The following is a 17,725-nucleotide window of genomic DNA, read 5'->3' on the forward strand; positions in this document are numbered from 1 at the left end:
GCGGCGAGCCGGCGCCAACAGCAGTGCCGAACTGTGCGACGCCTACGGGGCGCTGGCATGTCCCGGCGCAGGCGCACCCGACTATACGGTCAGCTACGCTGACATCGCTCCCAGCCCTCAGGTCGTCAACAATTACGAGATCGGCATTCGCGGCGGCGATGTCGACTATGGCGGCTCGCTGTCGGCCTTTTTGTCCACCTCCGACCAAGGCGTGAACTACGACATCGCCTCCAACCGCGTGTCGCAGCAGAAGGAGGAAATCTGGGGCGTCGAAGTCACCGCATGGTGGAACCTGACCGGCAACCTCACCGTCGGTGGCCTCCTTGGCTATACCGAGGGGCGCTACGACAATGACGGCGATGGCAATATCGATGCGTGGCTGCCGAACAACAGGATAGCGACCCCGGTGCACGGCACGGTCTACGGGACCTATGTCTTCGACAACGGCCTCAATCTTCGCAGCGAGGTCCAGTTCTTCACCAGCCGGGACAAGATAACGACCGTACCCGAGATCAAGGGCGCGGCACTGGTAAATATCCTTGCGAGCCACAAGGTCGGCAAGGGCGATCTCAGTGTCGGCGTCGAGAACGTCTTCGACACCAACTACATGAATCCGACAGCTAGCGCCACGCGCAACAATGTCGTCAATGGTTTCGGCCGCATGGTATCGCTCGGCTACAAGGTCACCTTCTGAGATGGTTCGTTTCGAGATGCACAAGGACGGCATCGTCGACCTGCGCCTCTACCCTCCGCACGCGGCAACCGACGAGGCCGACTACCTCGAAGCGCTCGACCGGATCGGCAACCTCGATGGACCCTATGCCATCGTGGTGGATATTGCCGGCAGCACTCATCTCTCCCGAGAGGGGGAAGTCCGTCAGGCCGCATGGGCCAAGGCCACGCGGCAGCGCATCTCCAGCGCATGCCGGGCCTTGGCACTGGTGCGTGACAATCCCAACCCACGATCGCGGCAATCGTTCGAGCGGCTCTGGGCTATTCCGGTCCACGTCACCAGCGACAGAGAGGAAGCGCGGCAGTTCGCCGCCAAACATCTCGACAAGGCAGTTCGGCCATGAGCGGGCTCGCATCCGAGACCATCAGCCGGCCGGCAGAGCGGCGGGATTGGCAGCGTTTGCGGCTGTTCGCCGTGCTGGCGGGTCTCTACCTCGCCCAGGGTATTCCGGGTTATCTCCTGGTCGCCGCGGTGCCGCCGATCATGCGCGAGCTTGGCGTGTCGAGAACGGCCATCGGCATGCTTGCCGTCCTGATGATCCCGCTGACGGTGAAATTCCTCTGGGCACCGCTCGTCGATCGGATCAGGCCGATGGCGATCGGGCACCGCCGCGGATGGATTCTTCCCACGCAGATCGGGACTGTGATCGCCATAGCGGCACTCGCCCTTGTGGAACCGACCAATCTGAAAGCCATATTCGCAATAGGTTTCGCGATCGCGGTGCTGACCTCGACGCAGGACATTGCAACCGACGGCTATGCCACGCTCGCCCTGAGGCAAGAGGATCGCGCCGTTGGAAACGCAATCCAGGGCGGAGCGGTCGCACTCAGCGTCATCGTCGGCGGCACCGTTTCCCTGCTTCTCTATGGCTGGGTCGGCTGGCAGGCGATGGTGCTGACGATCGCGGCGGTCTCAGCCCTGCCATTGATTGCGATCGCCTTCATGCCGGAGGACACCGCTACAAAAAACGCCGAACCGCGGGCGAAACCTTCGATCTCCAGCTTTCTCAAGCGCCCGGAAGCCGTGACCGTCCTGATGATCGCACTGACCTACCGGGCGAGCGAAGGGCTGGTGAAATCCATGGAGGGATCCTATCTCGTCGACGTCGGATTGCCGCTGTCGGCGATCGGATATCTGAGCGGTATTTCTGCGGCGACGGCCGGCATTGCCGGATCCTTCATAGCGGCCATGCTTGTTCGACGTTCCGGCGCCGGCCGAACGCTGCTGCTGCTCGGCGCCTTGCGCACGATCTGCTTCCTGTTGTTTGCCCTGCATGCGGCCGGCGAAATCACGGGCATATGGACTCTTTTGGGAGCGGCGGGGTTTCAGACCTTGATCCGCTATATGGAGATTGTGGCGCTCTACAGCCTGTTCATGGCGGTGTCATCGAAAGATCAGCCTGGAACGGACTTCACCATTCTGTCCTGCGCCCAGATCATCATCTACCTGATCGGCTCGATGATGGCCGGTGCGATCGCCGACCGCATCGGCTATGGCGCACTTTTCACCCTCTCGACGCTCGTCTCCGGTCTGGCCGTCGTGCTGACTGTTCACCTTCTTTCGCGGCTCTCGAAGAAAAGCGCGGGAGCGGACTTCGCCTGAAATTCCAGCATGGAAGACATCGTGCGCCACGAGCTGGTCCGGGCCGATTGGTGGCAGCCAGGCAGACAGGCGGGCTCGATGTCTCCAGGACAGCCGAAGGCGCGGCGTCAACGAGAATTTCGTGGTCGAACATGGCCGCTGACCTGCACGCCGTCCTCGGCACGCAGGTACAGGAAGCCGGGGACGGACAGCAGCGGGATGACCGCGGTCAGCAGGAACACCTGGTGGAAGCGTTCCGCTGTCACGATGCGGGTTTCTCCTGCGACAAGGCCCAGCACCATGGCGGCGATCGAAACGCCCAGGGAAACGCTGAGTTGCTGCAGGACGCCGCCGAGACTGGTGGCGCGGCTGAGCTTGTCGTCCGGCAGGTCGGCATAGGACAGCGTGTTGGAGGTCATGAACTGCGCCGACCGGATGACCCCGAAGACAAAGACGTAAAGGCCGATCATCCAGTGCGGCGTATCGGCTTCGATCAAGGCGAAGCCCCCGACAGCGGCGGAGCCGACCACCGCGCTGCCGATGAGCACGACATTGAAGCCAAAGCGCCGCAACAGCGGCGACAGCAGCGGCCGAATGAGCAAGGCGCCGAAGCTGCCGACGAATGTCAGCGAGCCCGAGGTGACCGGGCTCATGCCAAAGCCGACCTGCAGCATCAGCGGCAACAGGAAAGGCACGCCGTTGAGGCCAACGCGGCACAGGCCGCCTGCGAGCGTACCGACCCAGAACGAGCGAAATCGAAACAGTGTCAGATCGACTGCCGGTGCAACGACGCGGCGCGCATAGCGCCCGAAGGCGAGCAGCAGCAGGATCGCCGCGGCCAACACCAACGCTGTCGCCGAAACGGAGATGATCGGCCTACCGATGCTTTCCAGTCCGAACTGCAGCAGCGCGACTCCGCATCCCACCATCAGGAACCCGGCGAAGTCGAAGCGCTGCACCGCCTCCTCGCGGAAATCGTCGACGAAGCGCAGCGCCGCCAGAATGCCGAGACAACCGAAAGGCACGTTGACATAGAATATCCAGCGCCACGATGCATAGGTGGTCAACAGGCCGCCGAGCAGCGGCCCGATCACAGGCCCCATGATGGCGGGCAAGGTCATGTAGGTCATGGCGGTGATCAACCCGCTGCGCGGAAAGCTGCGCAGCAGGATCAGCCGCCCGACCGGCGTCATCATGGCGCCGCCCAGCCCCTGCAGGGCGCGCATCGCCAAAAGCATGCCGAAACTGTTGGCCATGCCGCACAGCGCCGAGCCGAGGGTGAAGGTGAAAAGCGCGAGCGCGAACACTTTTCGTGCGCCGAACCTGTCGGCGAACCAGCCGCTGACGGGAATGAATACGGCCAGCGTCAGGATGTAGGTGGTGATCGCCAGGTTCAGCCTGACCGGCGTCGTGTCGAGGCTGCGCGCGATGGCAGGGATCGCGGTGGTGATGATGGTGGAATCGAGCTGCTCCATCAGAAAGGCGATGGCGACGATGATTGGAATAATCAGTCTCAGCCTCGGATCGCGCTCGGTGGCAAATTGAGGCTGTTCCAATGCTGTTGCCATTCCGTCATGCAGGCGGCTGCCCCATTCCAGATGGCGCGTCCGCGTTCAAAGGCAAGGTCGCCTTCCGTGCGGCAAGCCGGCCGAGGCCCCGATCGCACAGCCTGTCTTATGGTCCGACGGATAGGCAAGCGGTAGTCATTTCCTCCTTGATGGAAGTCAACAAATTTTGACTGCCCGCCCCTTCGAGAGGAGACCGGCAAGACAGCGCATTGAGCGTCCAAACTGCGGACGCCAGGGCATTTGCGTTTCAGTGAACGCCAGTTCCGATTTCGTGTCGCAACGTGTCAGGTAAGAGGCTGTCTAACAGCCGCCATGAGCGCTTGACGAAGCAGCGAGATTGAGCCACTTGTCGACTAGTATACAAGTGGTGAGGCCATGCTTGAAGTTCTCGTTCGCGCGCCGCAGTCGCTGGAAGTCCGGCAGGGCACGATACCCCAGCCCGGGGCAGGCGAAGTCGTCGTTCATGTCAGCCGTGCCGGCATCTGCGGCTCCGACATTCACATCCTGCATGGCTCCAATCCGTTCGCCGTCTATCCACGTATCATCGGCCATGAATTCGCCGGCAGCGTAACAGCGCTCGGACGCAATGTGACCGGCATTGCGACGGGAGACCGTGTGGTGGTCGATCCCGTGGTGTCGTGCGGCCACTGCTATCCCTGCCGGGTCGGCCGCTCCAATGTCTGCGCCAACCTCGAAGTGATGGGCGTTCACCGCGACGGCGGTTTTCGCGCCTTCGTCGCGGTGCCGGCGGCAAATGTCATACCGGTTCCAAGGGATATGCCGTTTGGGCTGGCGGCACTGGCCGAGCCGTTTTCCATCGCCGCCAATGTGCTCGATCGTACCGGTTGCGGACCCGAGGACACAGCGCTGATCTATGGCGCCGGCACGGTCGGCGTCACTGTCCTGCAGGTCGCCAAACTCAAGGGCGCACGGTGCATCGTTGCCGATATCGACGAAGCCCGCCTGGAGCGAGCGCTCCGCTTCGGTGCCGACAGGGTGATCCACTCTGTGCGCGATCCCGTGCCGGCCGCGGTGCGCGGTGAAAATGACGGTCTTGGCCCGACGCTGGTCATTGACGGCGCCGGCATTCCCGCACTTCTCGACGAGGCTTGCCGGCTGGCCAGCCCGGCGGGCCGCATCGGCCTGCTCGGCTTTTCGGACGCCCCATCCAACCTCAGCCAGCAGGAAGTGGTGCGCAAGGAACTGACCATCGTCGGCTCGCGCCTGAACCGCCGGCTGTTGCCGCGCGTCGTCGAATGGCTGGCCGACAAGCGGCTCGATCCGCAAGGCATGATCACGCAGGTGTTCGCGGCGGCCGATGCACGCGCAGCCTTCAACTTGATCGAGAAGGAACCGGAGCGAACGCTCAAGGTTCAGCTGGACTTCTCGTAAGCCGGAATTAGCCCTCGACCAGCGCGACGGCGCGCAGCGGTGATCCGCTACCGCCTTCGATCGCCAGCGGCAAGCTGATCAGGAAGCACCAAGGCGGCAAGTCACCAAGCCGTGCGAAATTCTCGCCGATCAGGATGCCTGCTGAAAGCAACGTATTGTGCGCCGGGAAATCCTCGCTGCCGAAACAATCGATCGACAGGCAGTCCGAGCCGACGATGCGCGCACCGCGCTCGACCAGCAATTCGCTTGCTTGCGGCGACAGTCCTGGCCAGTCGGCGAGAAACGCAGCCGGATCGTCCCAGAGCCGGTCCCAGCCGAAATGGAAGAACACGGCGTCGCCCTGCCGTATGCGGCCATGTTCGGCCTCGAAAGCAAAGATAGAATCCGGCTCGACCGCCTGCCGGGGCTGACAGCCACGCGCATCGATCGTCACCATGCGGCCGAAGAAACGCTCGACCGGAATGCCGGAGATGGCAGCACCGCCGCGGATGAAATGGACCGGCGCGTCGAAATGCGTGCCGGTGTGCTCGCTCATGGCCAACGCATGGTTGCAGGCGACGTCGCCGCGGTCATAGGATTCCACCATCTCCTGGCAGTAATGCGGGTGCGTCGGCCACACCGGCATGCCGGGCTTCATCGGATGCGTCAAATCGACGAAGGAAACCGCCTCTGTTTCGAACAGCTTGGCGAGCGTGTCAGTGGCGGATGTCATCTGACGCGAGGCCTCGGCACGAGAACGACGATCAGGATGATCAGCACGCCGGTCAAAAGGAAGCGCACGCCTGCCTGGATGCCAAAGGTGTTGAGCATGGTAGACATCAGGTTGAAGAACAACGCAGCCCCCCATATGCCTACCGCGTTGGCCTGCCCACCAGCGACGCTGGTGCCGCCAAGCACCACCACGGCGATCGATTCCATCAGATAGGCGTCACCCATGTTGAGTGCTGCCCCGCCGCTGAAGCCGGCAAGCAGGAAGCCGGCGAGCGCCGCCGCCGTGCCGCACAGCATATAGGCAATCAACCGCACCCGTGCGACGTTGATGCCGGCAAGCCGCGCCGCCGGTTCGCTCTGGCCGGTGGCCAGCACTTGCCGGCCCCAGACCGTGCGTTTGAGAGCGATCATGGCGGCCAGCGTCAGCAGCATCACCGCGATCGGCATGAATTGCACACCGCCAAGGCTCATCGAGGTGAACCGGGAAAGGCCTGCCGGCGGCTTCAGCGTCGCCTGGCCGCCGAGATTGAAGGCAAGCGACTGGAAGACGAAGCTCCAGGCGAGCGTCGCGATGATCGGCGGCAGCCTGAGCGCGACGATGGCAAGGAAGTTCGCGGCACCAGCGACAGCGCCGACGGCAAGTGCTGCAAGCAGGCCAGGCAGCAGCATGCCGTCGGACCCTTGCATCACCGTCATCGACACATAGGCGGCCAGCGTCAGCACGGATGGCACGGACAGGTCGATATTGCCCGGCCCGGAAGCGACCACGAACATCTGCCCGGTTCCCACCACCACGCTGAAGGCACCGAAGGCGAGCGCGCCCGACAACGTGGCGCCGGCACTGCCGATGCCCGAATAGGCTGTCGTCGCCAGCCACATTGCGAGCGCCACGATGAAGCCGTAGGTCCACGGCGCGAGGCTCAATCTCCGGGTCATCGCGTCCGCTCCGACAAAAGCACGCGCCCGGCCAGCACGAGAAACAGGATGACGCCCTGGGCGCCGATCTGCCACGTCGGCGGCACCTGCAGGAAAGACAAAAGCGAGCCCGCGAGCGACAGCGTCAGAGCGCCGACCACCGTGCCGACCGGCGAGACGACGCCGCCGGTAAAGGCGCCGCCGCCGAGGATCACCGCGCCGACGCCGAGCAGCGTATAGGCCGGCGCGACATTGGCGTCGCCCGATGTGGTGAGGCCGGTCAGCGTCAGCCCGGCCAGACAGGCGAGCAGGCCGGCGACCGCATAGACCGCGACCCGGATGCCGATAACGGACCAGCCGGCGCGCTCGACGGCGCGCGGATTGCCGCCTGCGCCGCGCAGCACCACGCCATAGGAGGAGCGTGAGATGACGAGATGGCCGGCGAGCGCCGCCAGTGCCGCCAGCCAGATCGACAGCGGCATCAAAGGCGGCTGCCAGCTCATGAAGGCGGCAAGCCATGCGGGTGCCGAGCCACCCGGTGCCGGCAACAGGATGACGGCGATGCCGAGCCAGATGAAGGACATGCCCAGCGTCACGATGATCGAGGGCAATTGCCGGGCATGAATAAGCAGGCCGAAACCGGCATAGGCGGCGATCAGGACGATGTAGCACAGCGCCGCGATTGCCGGCGCGTCCCCGAGATAGAGCGCCGTGACGCAGGTGATCAGCCCGACAAAGGCGCCGTTCGACAGGTCGATGTCGCCCAGCATGATCACCATCATCTGCGCCAGCGCGGCAAAGACCAGCGGCACCGAGAGCTTGAACAGCAGATGGAAGCCGAAATAGCTCATCGCCGCCGGGCGGATGCTGAAGATGATGGCCAGCATAACCAGCAGCGCGATAGCCGGCAGGCCGACCTGCATGGCATTGAGCAAGGCCGAACGCGGATTGGAAGGAGAACGGGCCGGAACTCGGGCAGCCGCGTCAGACATGGTCGCCTCCGAACGACGCCTGCAGGATACGGCCGGTCTCGATGGCCTCATCTTCCAGCCTGGTCACGGCGCGGCCCTCGCGGAAGACATAGATGCGCTCGCAATTGGTCAGCTCTTCGAGTTCGGTTGTGTACCAGACGAAGGCGCGTCCGTTCTCGGCCTCCGCGCGGATCAGCCGGTAGACCTCCTGCTTGGTGCCGACATCGACGCCGCGCATCGGATCGTCGAGGAAGATCACCTCGGCGTCCGACGCCAGCGCACGAGCGAACAGCACCTTCTGCTGGTTGCCGCCGGACAGCGACATGATCGGCGTGTCGATCGAAGGCGCCTTTACCTTGAGCCGCTCCGACCAGGTCTCGGCCAGCTTGCGAGCGGCGGCGCCTGAAATCATGCCGCCCCGCGTCAGCGCATTCAGGCTGCGGATGGTCAGATTGTCGGCGATAGACCACAGTGAGAACACGCCTTCAGAGCCGCGGTCGCCGGCAACATAGGCACCCGGCAAGGCCTCGCGCTGCCGGCGCGCGGCATAGAACATCGCGCGCAGCCGCTCGCGCTGGCCGTGGCCGTCGAGCCCGGCGAAACCGATGATCTCGCCCTTGCCGACTTCGATGGTCAGATCAGCGGTGTCGCGGCCGGCATGCCGGATAACCGGAGCTTGCACCGACGACGCCTTGCCTACGGAGCGATCGCGGGGCCGCTCGATGCTGCCCATCAATTCGACAAGCGCGGCGCGCGACAGGCCGGCGGTCGGCCGCTCGGCGACGACCTTGCCGTCGACCATGACGACGGTGCGGTCGCAGACGGCGAGGATCTCGTTCAGTCGATGGGTGATCAGGATGCAGGCGATACCACGTCCGGCGGCACGACGAATGTGGGTGAGCAGTTGCTCCGTCGCCTCATGGCCGAGCGCCGAGGTTGGCTCATCGAGAATGACGGCGCGCAATTTGATGCTGGTCTGCGTGAAGGCGCGAGCGATCTCGACCATCTGTCGCTCGCCGATCGGCAGGTCGGCGACCTTCCTGTCGAGGTCGATGCCGTGGCCAGGGAAGATCTCGTCCAGCACCGGACCGATTACCTGGCGCGCGCGCCGCCGCCAGCCCAACCCACGCAAGGACCTGTGCACGATGCGGGTGTTTTCCGCCGACGTCAAATTGGCGCAGAGCGACAGTTCCTGAAAGATACAGCGCAGACCGGCCTGCTGGGCACTGGCCGCACTCCAGGCACCGATCTCACGTCCGCCGACGCGAAAGCTGCCGCTGCTGCGCTCGATGGTGCCGGCCAGCACGTTCATCAGCGTCGACTTGCCGGCGCCGTTGTGACCGACCAGGCCAACGACCTCGCCGGGGTTCAGATGAAAATCCACGCCGCCCAAGGCATGCACGGCATCATAGCTCTTGCGGACATTGCCTACCTCGACAAGAGGGCTGTCAGCATCGCCTCTCTCTGCTGCGTCCTTTTTGGGCGACGTGGGATCGTTCATCATTCGGCCATGCTGCTCATTTCGGCGCGGGTACGCCGGGCAGAGGTTCTTTCTTTACGTTGGCGTCGATGATCTTGGCCACTAGCTCCTGCGGATATTCGGCATTGACAACGCCGCCTGCGGGAACCGTCTTCAGCCAGGCGTCGAGGTCAGGCTGATTGATCTGCAGGAGCGGCACCTCGACGAATTTCGGCACCTGCTTGCCGGCCAGGATCTGCTGCGCGACCCAGAACGCGACCTGCGAGACGCTGGGCGTGGCGCCCAGCGAGAAAGTTTCGTAGCCGCCGGCATCATGCTCCTGCTTCCACAGCGCCAATTCGTCCTGGCGGTTGCCCATGATGATGATCGGCAGCGGCCGGTTGGCGGCCTTGAATGCCTGCGCCGCGCCATAGCCGTCGCCGCCCTGCGTCAGCACCGCATCGACCTGAGGCAGCGACGGCAGGATGCCCGACACTTCCTTTTGTGCCACGGTCGCCGTCCACTGGCCATAGACCTCGCCGACAGCCTTGTAGCTGGCGTGCGCCTTCATCGCCTTCTCGACGCCCTCATGCAGGCGCTTGTCGAAACCGTCGCCGGCCATACCGCGGATCTCGAGGATGTTGGCCGGTTTGTCGCCGAGCTTGCTGGAGATGAAATCCAGTTCTGCCTTGGCATAGGAGTCAAGGTTGTAGTCGACGACATAGGCGCAAGGCTCGGTGACGCCGCTGGCGAAGGCAACGACCGTGATACCGGCATTGCAGGCATCCTTGATGGCGCCGTTGAGTGCGGTGTCGGAGCCGGCAAGGACGATGATCGCGTCGTAGCCCTGCAGGATCAGGTTCTCGATCTGGCTGGCCTGTTCGGTCACCGAATTGTTCGAGCTGACGACGGCTGTTGCGGCGATCTGCTTGTCGGCCACGGCCTTGGCGCCCATTTCCTCGAAGCTCTTGATCATCACCTGGCGGAAGGAATTGCCGGCGTAGGAATTGCTGAAGGCGATCTTCTTGGCCGAAGTGTCGCCCTTGGCGACGCCTTCATCGGCGCGCGCGTCCAGCGCTGCAAAGCTGGTGCAGCCGAGCATGGCTGCAATGAATAAGGCTGTGGTCCTGCTCATTGTTGTTCTCCTCCGGTTGAAAGTCATAGCGTCCTCCCGCCGATCCTTTCGAACGAAAAATCTCAGCCCAGCCCGAGATCAGGCACGGCATCGTTCAAATGGTCGGCGAAATTCGTGTTGGGCAGCAGCGGATACCAGCCCGGACGGCCGGGATCGCGGTCGTAGGCATAGCCGCCCAGCGAGCGATAGAGCTCGGCATAGGTGGCGAGTTTGTCACGATCGAGCTCGACACCGAGGCCCGGTGCCTCCGGCACCGCGATCGCACCATTCTCGTAGGGCATCTTGCCGCCGATGATGATGTCGTCGGCAAGGTGGTGATAATGCGCGTCGGCGGTGAAGACCAGGTTGGGCAGCACAGCGCCAAGATGCAGCATGGTGGCGAGCTGGATGCCGAGTTCGCCAGAGGAATGCACCGCAATACCGAGACCGAACGTGTCGCAGATCTGCGCGGCGCGCACGCAGGCGCGGATGCCGCCCCAGAAGGTGGTGTCGAGCAGGATCACGTCAACCGCAGGGTCGCGCACATTGGTGGCGAGCTGTTCGAAATCGATGACGATGGTGTTGGTGGCCAGCGGGATGGAGAGCTTCTCGCGCAAGCGGCGCATGCCGGCAAGGCCCCAGGTCGGATCCTCGAAATAGTCGTTCCTGAGATCGGAAATGGCTTGGCCGAAACGCAGCGCCTCTTCGACCGACAGGGCGGCGTTCGGATCGTAGCGCAGCGTGTCGGCAGGAAATTCGGCGGCGAGCGCCCTGAAACACTCCAGCTCATAGTCGGGGTGAAACACGCCGGCCTTGAGCTTGTGGGCGTGAAAACCATGTTCGGCCTTGAGCGCGCGGGCATGCTCGAGCAATTGATCGATGGTGCGGACCTCTCCCTTGCCGCTGCGGCGGTCGGCATAACGGAAGAACAGATAGGAGGCGAAGCCGATCCGGTCGCGCACGCGCCCGCCAAGCAATTGGTAGACCGGCACGCCGAGCTTCTTGCCGATAATGTCGAGACAGGCGAATTCCAGCGCTGCGTGGAGCTGCGTGCGATTGTTGTAGAGCGACGCCGTCGGATTGCAGATGGCATAGCGCATCCGGTTGAGATCGAAAGGGTCATGGCCGACCAGGTAGGATTTCAGCCCGGCGAAAGCGAGTTCGGCGCCGGCGCCGCCACCGCCCATCTCGCCGAGCCCAACAATGCCTTCGTCGGTTTCGACCTCGACCACGGTGCGGACAAAGCGTCCCCAATGCGTACCGTTGCTGTGCCGCAATGCTGCTTCCAGCGGAACGGTGATGGTGGTCGCCTTGATGTCCGTGATCTTCATGCCGGCTCCTCTCCCCCTAGCCTGCCGGCGTCATACACACTACCATGGTAGTATGTCAATACAGCGTCAATCCTGCTTGCCGCTTGAGTTGGGACGTGCGTGGTGTCATGACCGGAGCAGTGCAGCGCCATTCACAGCAACGGATTCGTCATGGGGACCAAGCTTTCGGGGGCGACCAGGTTTTCAGGCAATGCTGCCAGGCTGAAGAACGCCGGTCAGCGCGACCCCTCGCGGGTGCTGGAGCCGGTCAACAATCGCATGCCGATCTCGCCGCAGATCTACGAGCGCCTGCGCCGCGCCATCACGACGCTGGCGATGTTGCCGTCGGAGGCGCTCAGCGAACAGGACCTCGCCCAGCAGCTCGGTGTCAGCCGTACACCGGTGCGCGAGGCGCTGATCCGGCTTGCCGATGAAGGGCTGATCGACATCCTGCCGCGTCGCGGCAGCTTCGTCGCGCCGATCCGCCTGAGTGACGTCGAGGAAGCGCAGTTCATTCGCGAGGCACTCGAAGTCTCCGTCGTGCAGAAGCTGGCCGGCCACGGTTCGAGCGCCTTCATCGCGGCAGGCAGGGTGAACCTTGCCCAGCAGGCCAAGGCAGTGGCCGAGGGCGACCGCGAGCTTTTTCTCGAGCTCGACGAGGGCTTCCATCGCAGCCTTTGCGAAGAGGCCGGCCTGCCCAAGAGCTGGCGGGTGATCCAGGTGGTCAAGCTGCAGATGGACCGTGTGCGCTATCTGAGCCTGCCAGAGCCCGGCCACCTCGAAACGCTGCTCGCTCAGCATGTGGCGATCTTCGAGGCCGTGGAGACCGGCGAGGCAAAGCAGGCAGGCGCGCGTATGGCGGCGCATTTGCGCGAAGTGCTTCGCACGGTTCAACGGCTCAACGTGGCCCGCCCGGACCTCTTTGGCCAATGATCCGTCGACCGCTCATTGTGCCATTGGGTGAAGAGCAGACGCCTCGGACGTGCTGCCACATTCTTAATGAGGGATTCCTGCGCGCCAAGGCCTGATGCGCGTATGCTACGGGCGCTTCGCTTGCCTGGCGTCAGCCGCCGAAGCGCGGTTCCGCAACGCCTTTGATGCCAAGGCCCGTGATGGCGAACAGGCTACCGCGCAAAACGCCGTCGCCGGGAAAACGGGGTAGCGGCGGCTTGGCCATCGAGGTGACGTAGAGGGTGTCGAGCTTCGGTCCGCCGAACATGACGCTGGTGATCTTCTTGACCGGCATGTCGATGATGCGATCGATGCTGCCATCGGGGGCGTAGCGGATCAGTCGGCCGTCATAGACCAGCGCATTCCACAGATAGCCCTCGGCATCGACGGTCGAGCCGTCCGCCGCACCGCCCCGGCTCGTGTCGACGCGCACGAAGGTACGCCTGTTGGTGGCGACACCGGTGGCGATGTCGTAGTCGTAGGCCCATATCTCGCCGGTCCAGGTGTCGGCGAAATAGAAGGTGCGGTCGTCGGGGCTCCAGCATGGACCGTTGGAACAGATGATGCCGGAATCGATCCGGGTGACGGAGAAATCCGGATCGAGCCGGTAGAGCCCGCCGGACGGCCCCTCTTCCATCGTGTCCATGGAGCCAGCGAAGAAGCGGCCGCGCCGGTCAACCTTGCCGTCGTTGAGCCGGTTCATCGGCTTGTCCGGCTCGGGATCGTGGATCAGCGTCACATCGCCGGAGGCGAAATCGAGCAGATGGAAACCGCGCTGCAGCGACACCACGGCGCCGCTACCGTCCTTGCGCAGCGCCATCGAGCCGATCTTCATCGGCACATCCCATGACCGGATCTCGCGTCCGTCGGCGGTCGCCCGAAACACGCGCCCGTCGAAGCTGTCGATCCAGTAGAGTCGTTCCTGTTCGACGTCCCACAGCGGTCCTTCGCCCAGCGTGGTCTTCACGTCCACCACGACTTCGATCTTCATGCCGTCCTCCTCCGTTTTTGCGTCTCGCGGCGATTGTTCGGGCCGCCTCAGAAAGCGACCTTGTCGCCGCCTTTCAATGACAGGATTTCGCGTGCCTCGTCGGGCGTCGCCACCTCCATGCCGAGCCCTTCGATGATCTTGCGGGCCAGCAAGACCTGCTCGGCGTTCGATTTGGCAAGCTTGCCCTTGCCTGCCCACAGACTGTCCTCCAGCCCGACTCGGATGTTGCCGCCAAGCGCTGCCGATTGCGCGGCTATGCGCAGCTGGCTGGCGCCAGCGCCGAGAACCGACCAGCGGAACTGGTCGCCGAACAGCCGGTCGGCAGTGCGCTTCATATGGGCGACGTCTTCGGGATGGGTGCCGATGCCGCCGAGCAGTCCGAACACCGACTGCACGAAGAAAGGCGGCTTCACCAGCCCGCGGTCGGCGAAGTGCGAGAGGTTGTAGAGATGGGCGATGTCGTAGCACTCGAACTCGAAGCGCGTGCCGTTGTCGTAGCAGGTCGCCAGGATGTACTCGATGTCCTTGAACGAGTTGCGAAAGACGAGGTCGCGGGTCGCTTCCAGATGCGGCTTTTCCCAGTCGAATTTGAAGGTCTCGTATTTGTCGGCGAGGTGATAGAGCCCGAAATTGATCGAGCCCATATTGAGCGAGGCGACTTCCGGTTTGAACTGGGCGGCCGGGCGCACGCGCTCCTCGACCTTCATGTACGGGCTGCCACCGGTGGTGATGTTGATGGCGGCGTTGGTGCCTTGCTTGACGCGCGGCAGGAAGCGAGCGAAGGCCTCCGGCGTCTGGTCGGGCTTGCCGGTTTCCGGATCGCGCGCATGCAGATGCAGGATTGCGGCACCGGCTTCGGCAGCCGCGATCGCCTCCGAGGCGATCTGGTCTGGCGTGATCGGCAGATAAGGCGACATCGTCGGCGTGTGGATGGCACCTGTCACCGCGCAGGTGATGATGACCTTGCCCTTGGTCTGTGCAGGCCCCGGCTTGCGGCTGGTTTGCGTCATTCTCCGAACTCCTGATCCGATTTTCTCTTGTGGGCGGCGAGCGCCATGAGCCGGCGGTCACGCCACACCTGCCGGTCGCCCAGGCTTTGCTGTGGCAGTCGCTTGCGGCGATCAGCCTCGACCGTGTCGATGACCTTGCCGGCCCAGTCGACGCGTCGCTGCGTCTGGGGAAAGATGTTGGAATAGATGCCCTGATAACGCTCGACATAGTCGCGCACGCCGCCAGGCGCATTGAGATCGATGGTCTCGAATGGACCCATGAACGACCAGCGCAGCGCCAGCCCGTCGCGGATGCCGATGTCGACATCCTCGACACTGGCGTAGCCGTCGGCGACAAGCCGGAAAGCCTCCTCCAGCAATGCGCCTTGCAGGCGGTTCATGATGAAGCCGTCGAGTTCGCGGTTCATCACCAGGGGCGCATGACCGGCGTCGATGAGGAAGGCGCGGGTTGTCTCGACCGTCTCGGCGGACGTCCATGGCGCCGGCACGATTTCGGCCGCCGGAATGAGATAGGGCGGGTTGATCGGATGCACGACCAGGCAGCGCTGCCGCCCTTGCAGATGGTCGGTGAATTTCGACGGCAACAGCGCCGAGGTGGAACTGGCGATGACTGTTTGCGGATCGGCAAGGCTGTCGATCAGCGAGAACACCTCCCGCTTCACCTCGAGGTTTTCAGGCGTGTTCTCCTGGATATGGACCGCACCAGCCAGCGCCTCTGCCAGCTCGGCGACAATGGTGATCCGGCCGAGCACGGCGTCGACCGCCTGTCCCCGCAACAGGTCGTTCCGGGCGAGATCACCGAGCACGCCGGCAATGTAGTCGCGGGCGCCACCCGTGGCAGTGGGCAACTGGTCCCACATCCGCACATCATGGCCGGCGCGGGCAAAGCTGATTGCCCAGGCCCGCCCGATGAACCCGCTTCCGACAATTGCGACATTGGCCATGGATAGGCTCCTCAAAGTGTTTCGACATTGCCGTCGACGCCGAGCGACTGGCCGGAAATGTTGATCCCCGCATCGGAGAGCAGGAAGGCGACCATCGACGCCACATCATAGGGGCTGGTCATGCGGCGCAGCGAGATGTTTTGGAGATAACGATCCGTCATCTCTTCGTGGCTGATGCCGACCTGCTTGGCGCGCGCCGAGATAACACCTTCGATGCGGGGCCCCTCGATGATGCCGGGCAGGATGGCGTTGACCCTGATGGCGTGCGGTCCGAGCTCCTTGGCGAGACTCTGCGTGAAACCGATGACACCGAACTTGGCCGCCGAATAGGGTGTGCGGAAGGCGTAGCCATGGCGGCCGGCGGCAGACGACATCGAGACGATCGAACCACCGCCCGCCGCCTTGATCAGCGGCACGGCGCGCCGAGCGCACAGGAACTGGCCGGTCAGGCAGATGTCGATGCAGCGCCGCCAGTCGGAAGGGTCGATCTCGTCGACACCGCCTGTCGGCCCGGCAATGCCGGCATTGTTGATCAACGCATCGAGCCCGCCGAGTTTTTTCTCGACCGCCTCGAACAGGCGGTCGACATCCTCGTCGCGCGAGACATCGGCCTTGACCGCAGCGACAAGGTCGATCTTGCCGGGAGCAGCGGCCAACGCCTCGTCGGAAACATCGCAGACGACGATGCGAGCGCCGAGGCGTGACAGCGTGTCGGCTATGGCAAACCCGATGCCGCCGGCGCCCGCCGTGACCAGCACGCGCTGGCCTTTCAGCCCGGTCAAAAATTCGTCCGCCGATGCCGGCGCCCTTGTGCTCATGGTCCTGTCCTTCTCATTGCAGCCGCCGTTCGCGCAGCGCCATGACGGCGCCCAGAACGACCAGTCCGTAAAGAATTGCCCTCGTGGCATAGGGAAGCGTGGTGCCGGCGAGCAGCATCTGCAGTGCGGTCAGCAACAACACGCCGCCGAGCATGCCGAGATAGTGGCCGCGTCCGCCGGTGATCAGCGCGCCGCCGACCACCACCACAGCGATCGACGGCAACAGGTAGTCGTCGCCCATGCCAAGGCTTGCCTGACCCGAAAAGCCGGTCAGCATGATGCCGACAACAGCCGCGCAGACGGCCGAAAGCATATAGACCAGGATCAGCGTGCGCTCGACGCCGATGCCCGACAAGCGCGCCGCGCGTAGCCCATTGCCGATGCCGTAGACGCGTCGTCCGAACGGGGTGCGGCCAAGCAGCAGTACCGCCGCGACGACAAAGACGACCATCAGCAGCACTATTGGAGTCAGCAGGCCGGCGAGCTTGGCCGTCATGACCCAGCGCAGCATCGGCGAGGAAAAACCGGCCGGCGTGCCCTGCGAATAGAGCAGCGCACAGCCTTGCAGGATGCCGTTGGTGGCGAGCGTCATGACGATCGGCGAGATGCCGAGATAGACGATGCCGAAACCATTGGCGAAGCCAATGGCGCAGGCCATCAACAGGACGACCGGCAAGGCGTAGACAAGGGCGGCGTCGGAGCCGTTGACCATGCCGGCCAGGATGATGCCGGAGATGCCGATCGTCCACGGCACGGAGAGGTCGAGGCCACCGGTCAGAATGACGGTTCCCTGCCCCAGCGCCAGGACGGCTAGGAAGGACGATAGCACCAGCAGCGAATTCCAGTACCCCGGATTGAGGATGGCGCGGCCGAGCCAGACCTGCGTGACGACCACGATGAGCAGCAGGCAGACATAGGCGGGCAGCGCATAACGCAGCGTTTCCGCGTTGCGCAGGTGGAAGGCAGGGCGCGGCGCCGCCGGACTGCGCTGGGCATGGGCTGGTTCGGCGGTCTTGAGACGCCGGTCCACGCGCTCGAGTTGCGAGGGCAGTATGCCGGCGCGCCAGGCGGCGAGCCGGGCACGCGCGGCGCGTAGCTGCACGGCAAGCACCGATGCATGCGAGATGGAGCCGGCAAGTGCTGCCAGCACCAGAATGGTGCCTTCGGCGATGGTCGCATAATAGGCCGAGACATTGAGCACCAGCAGGATGTTCACCACGATCATCAGGATGTAGGCGCCGAAGACCGAACCCACCG

Annotated in this window: 17 protein-coding genes; 5 read left to right on the plus strand and 12 right to left on the minus strand. The window is 64.0% G+C overall.

All coding sequences use genetic code 11. The features are described from left to right. From EN964_RS05355 to EN964_RS05365, 3 genes are all read left to right on the plus strand, one after another. Nucleotides 1-694: TonB-dependent receptor domain-containing protein (locus tag EN964_RS05355; protein WP_127276228.1), on the plus strand; the 694-nt coding region annotated here is incomplete at its 5' end. 1 nt (nucleotide 695) lies between these two features. Further along, nucleotides 696-1,076, plus strand: coding sequence for a hypothetical protein (locus tag EN964_RS05360; protein WP_127272286.1), 381 nt, complete (start codon nucleotides 696-698; stop codon nucleotides 1,074-1,076). After that, entirely contained in the window at nucleotides 1,073-2,335 is a 1,263-nt protein-coding gene (locus tag EN964_RS05365; protein ID WP_127272287.1) for a RhtX/FptX family siderophore transporter, read from the plus strand. The genes EN964_RS05360 and EN964_RS05365 overlap by 4 nt, the downstream gene beginning before the upstream one ends. A gap of 107 nt (nucleotides 2,336-2,442) precedes the next feature. Here EN964_RS05365 and EN964_RS05370 read toward each other — a convergent pair whose 3' ends face one another. Then, nucleotides 2,443-3,882: a DHA2 family efflux MFS transporter permease subunit gene (locus EN964_RS05370; RefSeq protein ID WP_127269557.1), complete on the minus strand. Its 1,440-nt coding sequence runs from the start codon at nucleotides 3,880-3,882 to the stop codon at nucleotides 2,443-2,445. A 375-nt stretch (nucleotides 3,883-4,257) separates the two neighbouring features. Between EN964_RS05370 and EN964_RS05375 the strand changes: the two genes are divergently transcribed. Further along, on the plus strand, nucleotides 4,258-5,274 hold the full coding sequence (locus EN964_RS05375; protein WP_127269556.1) for a Zn-dependent oxidoreductase: 1,017 nt from the start codon (nucleotides 4,258-4,260) through the stop codon (nucleotides 5,272-5,274). 7 nt (nucleotides 5,275-5,281) lie between these two features. Here the strand turns inward: EN964_RS05375 and EN964_RS05380 are convergent, their stop codons facing one another. The 6 genes from EN964_RS05380 to EN964_RS05405 form a co-directional block, all read right to left on the minus strand. Further along, nucleotides 5,282-5,986 carry a cyclase family protein gene (locus EN964_RS05380; protein ID WP_164748650.1) on the minus strand — a complete coding sequence of 235 codons (705 nt, stop codon included), beginning with the start codon at nucleotides 5,984-5,986 and terminating at the stop codon, nucleotides 5,282-5,284. Further along, entirely contained in the window at nucleotides 5,983-6,921 is a 939-nt protein-coding gene (locus EN964_RS05385; protein WP_127269554.1) for an ABC transporter permease, read from the minus strand. The genes EN964_RS05380 and EN964_RS05385 overlap by 4 nt, the downstream gene beginning before the upstream one ends. After that, on the minus strand, nucleotides 6,918-7,823 hold the full coding sequence (locus EN964_RS05390; RefSeq protein ID WP_245456869.1) for an ABC transporter permease: 906 nt from the start codon (nucleotides 7,821-7,823) through the stop codon (nucleotides 6,918-6,920). The genes EN964_RS05385 and EN964_RS05390 overlap by 4 nt, the downstream gene beginning before the upstream one ends. A gap of 61 nt (nucleotides 7,824-7,884) precedes the next feature. After that, nucleotides 7,885-9,372 (minus strand): sugar ABC transporter ATP-binding protein, encoded by a 1,488-nt coding sequence (locus EN964_RS05395; protein ID WP_127271120.1) that lies wholly within the window; start codon nucleotides 9,370-9,372, stop codon nucleotides 7,885-7,887. Nucleotides 9,373-9,388: 16 nt separating this feature from the next. Then, nucleotides 9,389-10,465: an ABC transporter substrate-binding protein gene (locus EN964_RS05400; RefSeq protein ID WP_127273121.1), complete on the minus strand. Its 1,077-nt coding sequence runs from the start codon at nucleotides 10,463-10,465 to the stop codon at nucleotides 9,389-9,391. 62 nt (nucleotides 10,466-10,527) lie between these two features. Next, a complete protein-coding gene (locus EN964_RS05405) occupies nucleotides 10,528-11,775 on the minus strand; it encodes an enolase C-terminal domain-like protein (RefSeq protein ID WP_127268271.1) in 1,248 nt (415 codons plus the stop codon). Between the two features lie 150 nt (nucleotides 11,776-11,925). Here EN964_RS05405 and EN964_RS05410 point away from each other — a divergent pair, with 150 nt between their 5' ends. Continuing rightward, nucleotides 11,926-12,687 carry a GntR family transcriptional regulator gene (locus EN964_RS05410; RefSeq protein ID WP_127276230.1) on the plus strand — a complete coding sequence of 254 codons (762 nt, stop codon included), beginning with the start codon at nucleotides 11,926-11,928 and terminating at the stop codon, nucleotides 12,685-12,687. Between the two features lie 130 nt (nucleotides 12,688-12,817). Here the strand turns inward: EN964_RS05410 and EN964_RS05415 are convergent, their stop codons facing one another. The 5 genes from EN964_RS05415 to EN964_RS05435 all read right to left on the minus strand — a co-directional run. Then, a complete protein-coding gene (locus tag EN964_RS05415) occupies nucleotides 12,818-13,696 on the minus strand; it encodes an SMP-30/gluconolactonase/LRE family protein (protein WP_127268273.1) in 879 nt (292 codons plus the stop codon). Between the two features lie 47 nt (nucleotides 13,697-13,743). Further along, nucleotides 13,744-14,706, minus strand: coding sequence for a 3-keto-5-aminohexanoate cleavage protein (locus tag EN964_RS05420; protein WP_127268274.1), 963 nt, complete (start codon nucleotides 14,704-14,706; stop codon nucleotides 13,744-13,746). Next, the gene (locus tag EN964_RS05425) at nucleotides 14,703-15,650 is read right to left on the minus strand and encodes a 3-hydroxyacyl-CoA dehydrogenase (protein ID WP_127268275.1); all 948 of its coding nucleotides are present in this window, start codon (nucleotides 15,648-15,650) and stop codon (nucleotides 14,703-14,705) included. Before EN964_RS05425 ends, EN964_RS05420 begins: the two co-directional genes overlap by 4 nt. An 11-nt stretch (nucleotides 15,651-15,661) precedes the next feature. Then, complete coding sequence (locus tag EN964_RS05430) at nucleotides 15,662-16,468, minus strand: SDR family oxidoreductase (protein WP_027036215.1); 807 nt, start codon at nucleotides 16,466-16,468, stop codon at nucleotides 15,662-15,664. Nucleotides 16,469-16,481: 13 nt separating this feature from the next. Then, nucleotides 16,482-17,725: ABC transporter permease (locus tag EN964_RS05435; RefSeq protein WP_164775740.1), on the minus strand; the 1,244-nt coding region annotated here is incomplete at its 5' end.

The organism is Mesorhizobium sp. M7A.F.Ca.CA.001.10.2.1, assembly GCF_003998575.1.
GTDB lineage: Bacteria > Pseudomonadota > Alphaproteobacteria > Rhizobiales > Rhizobiaceae > Mesorhizobium.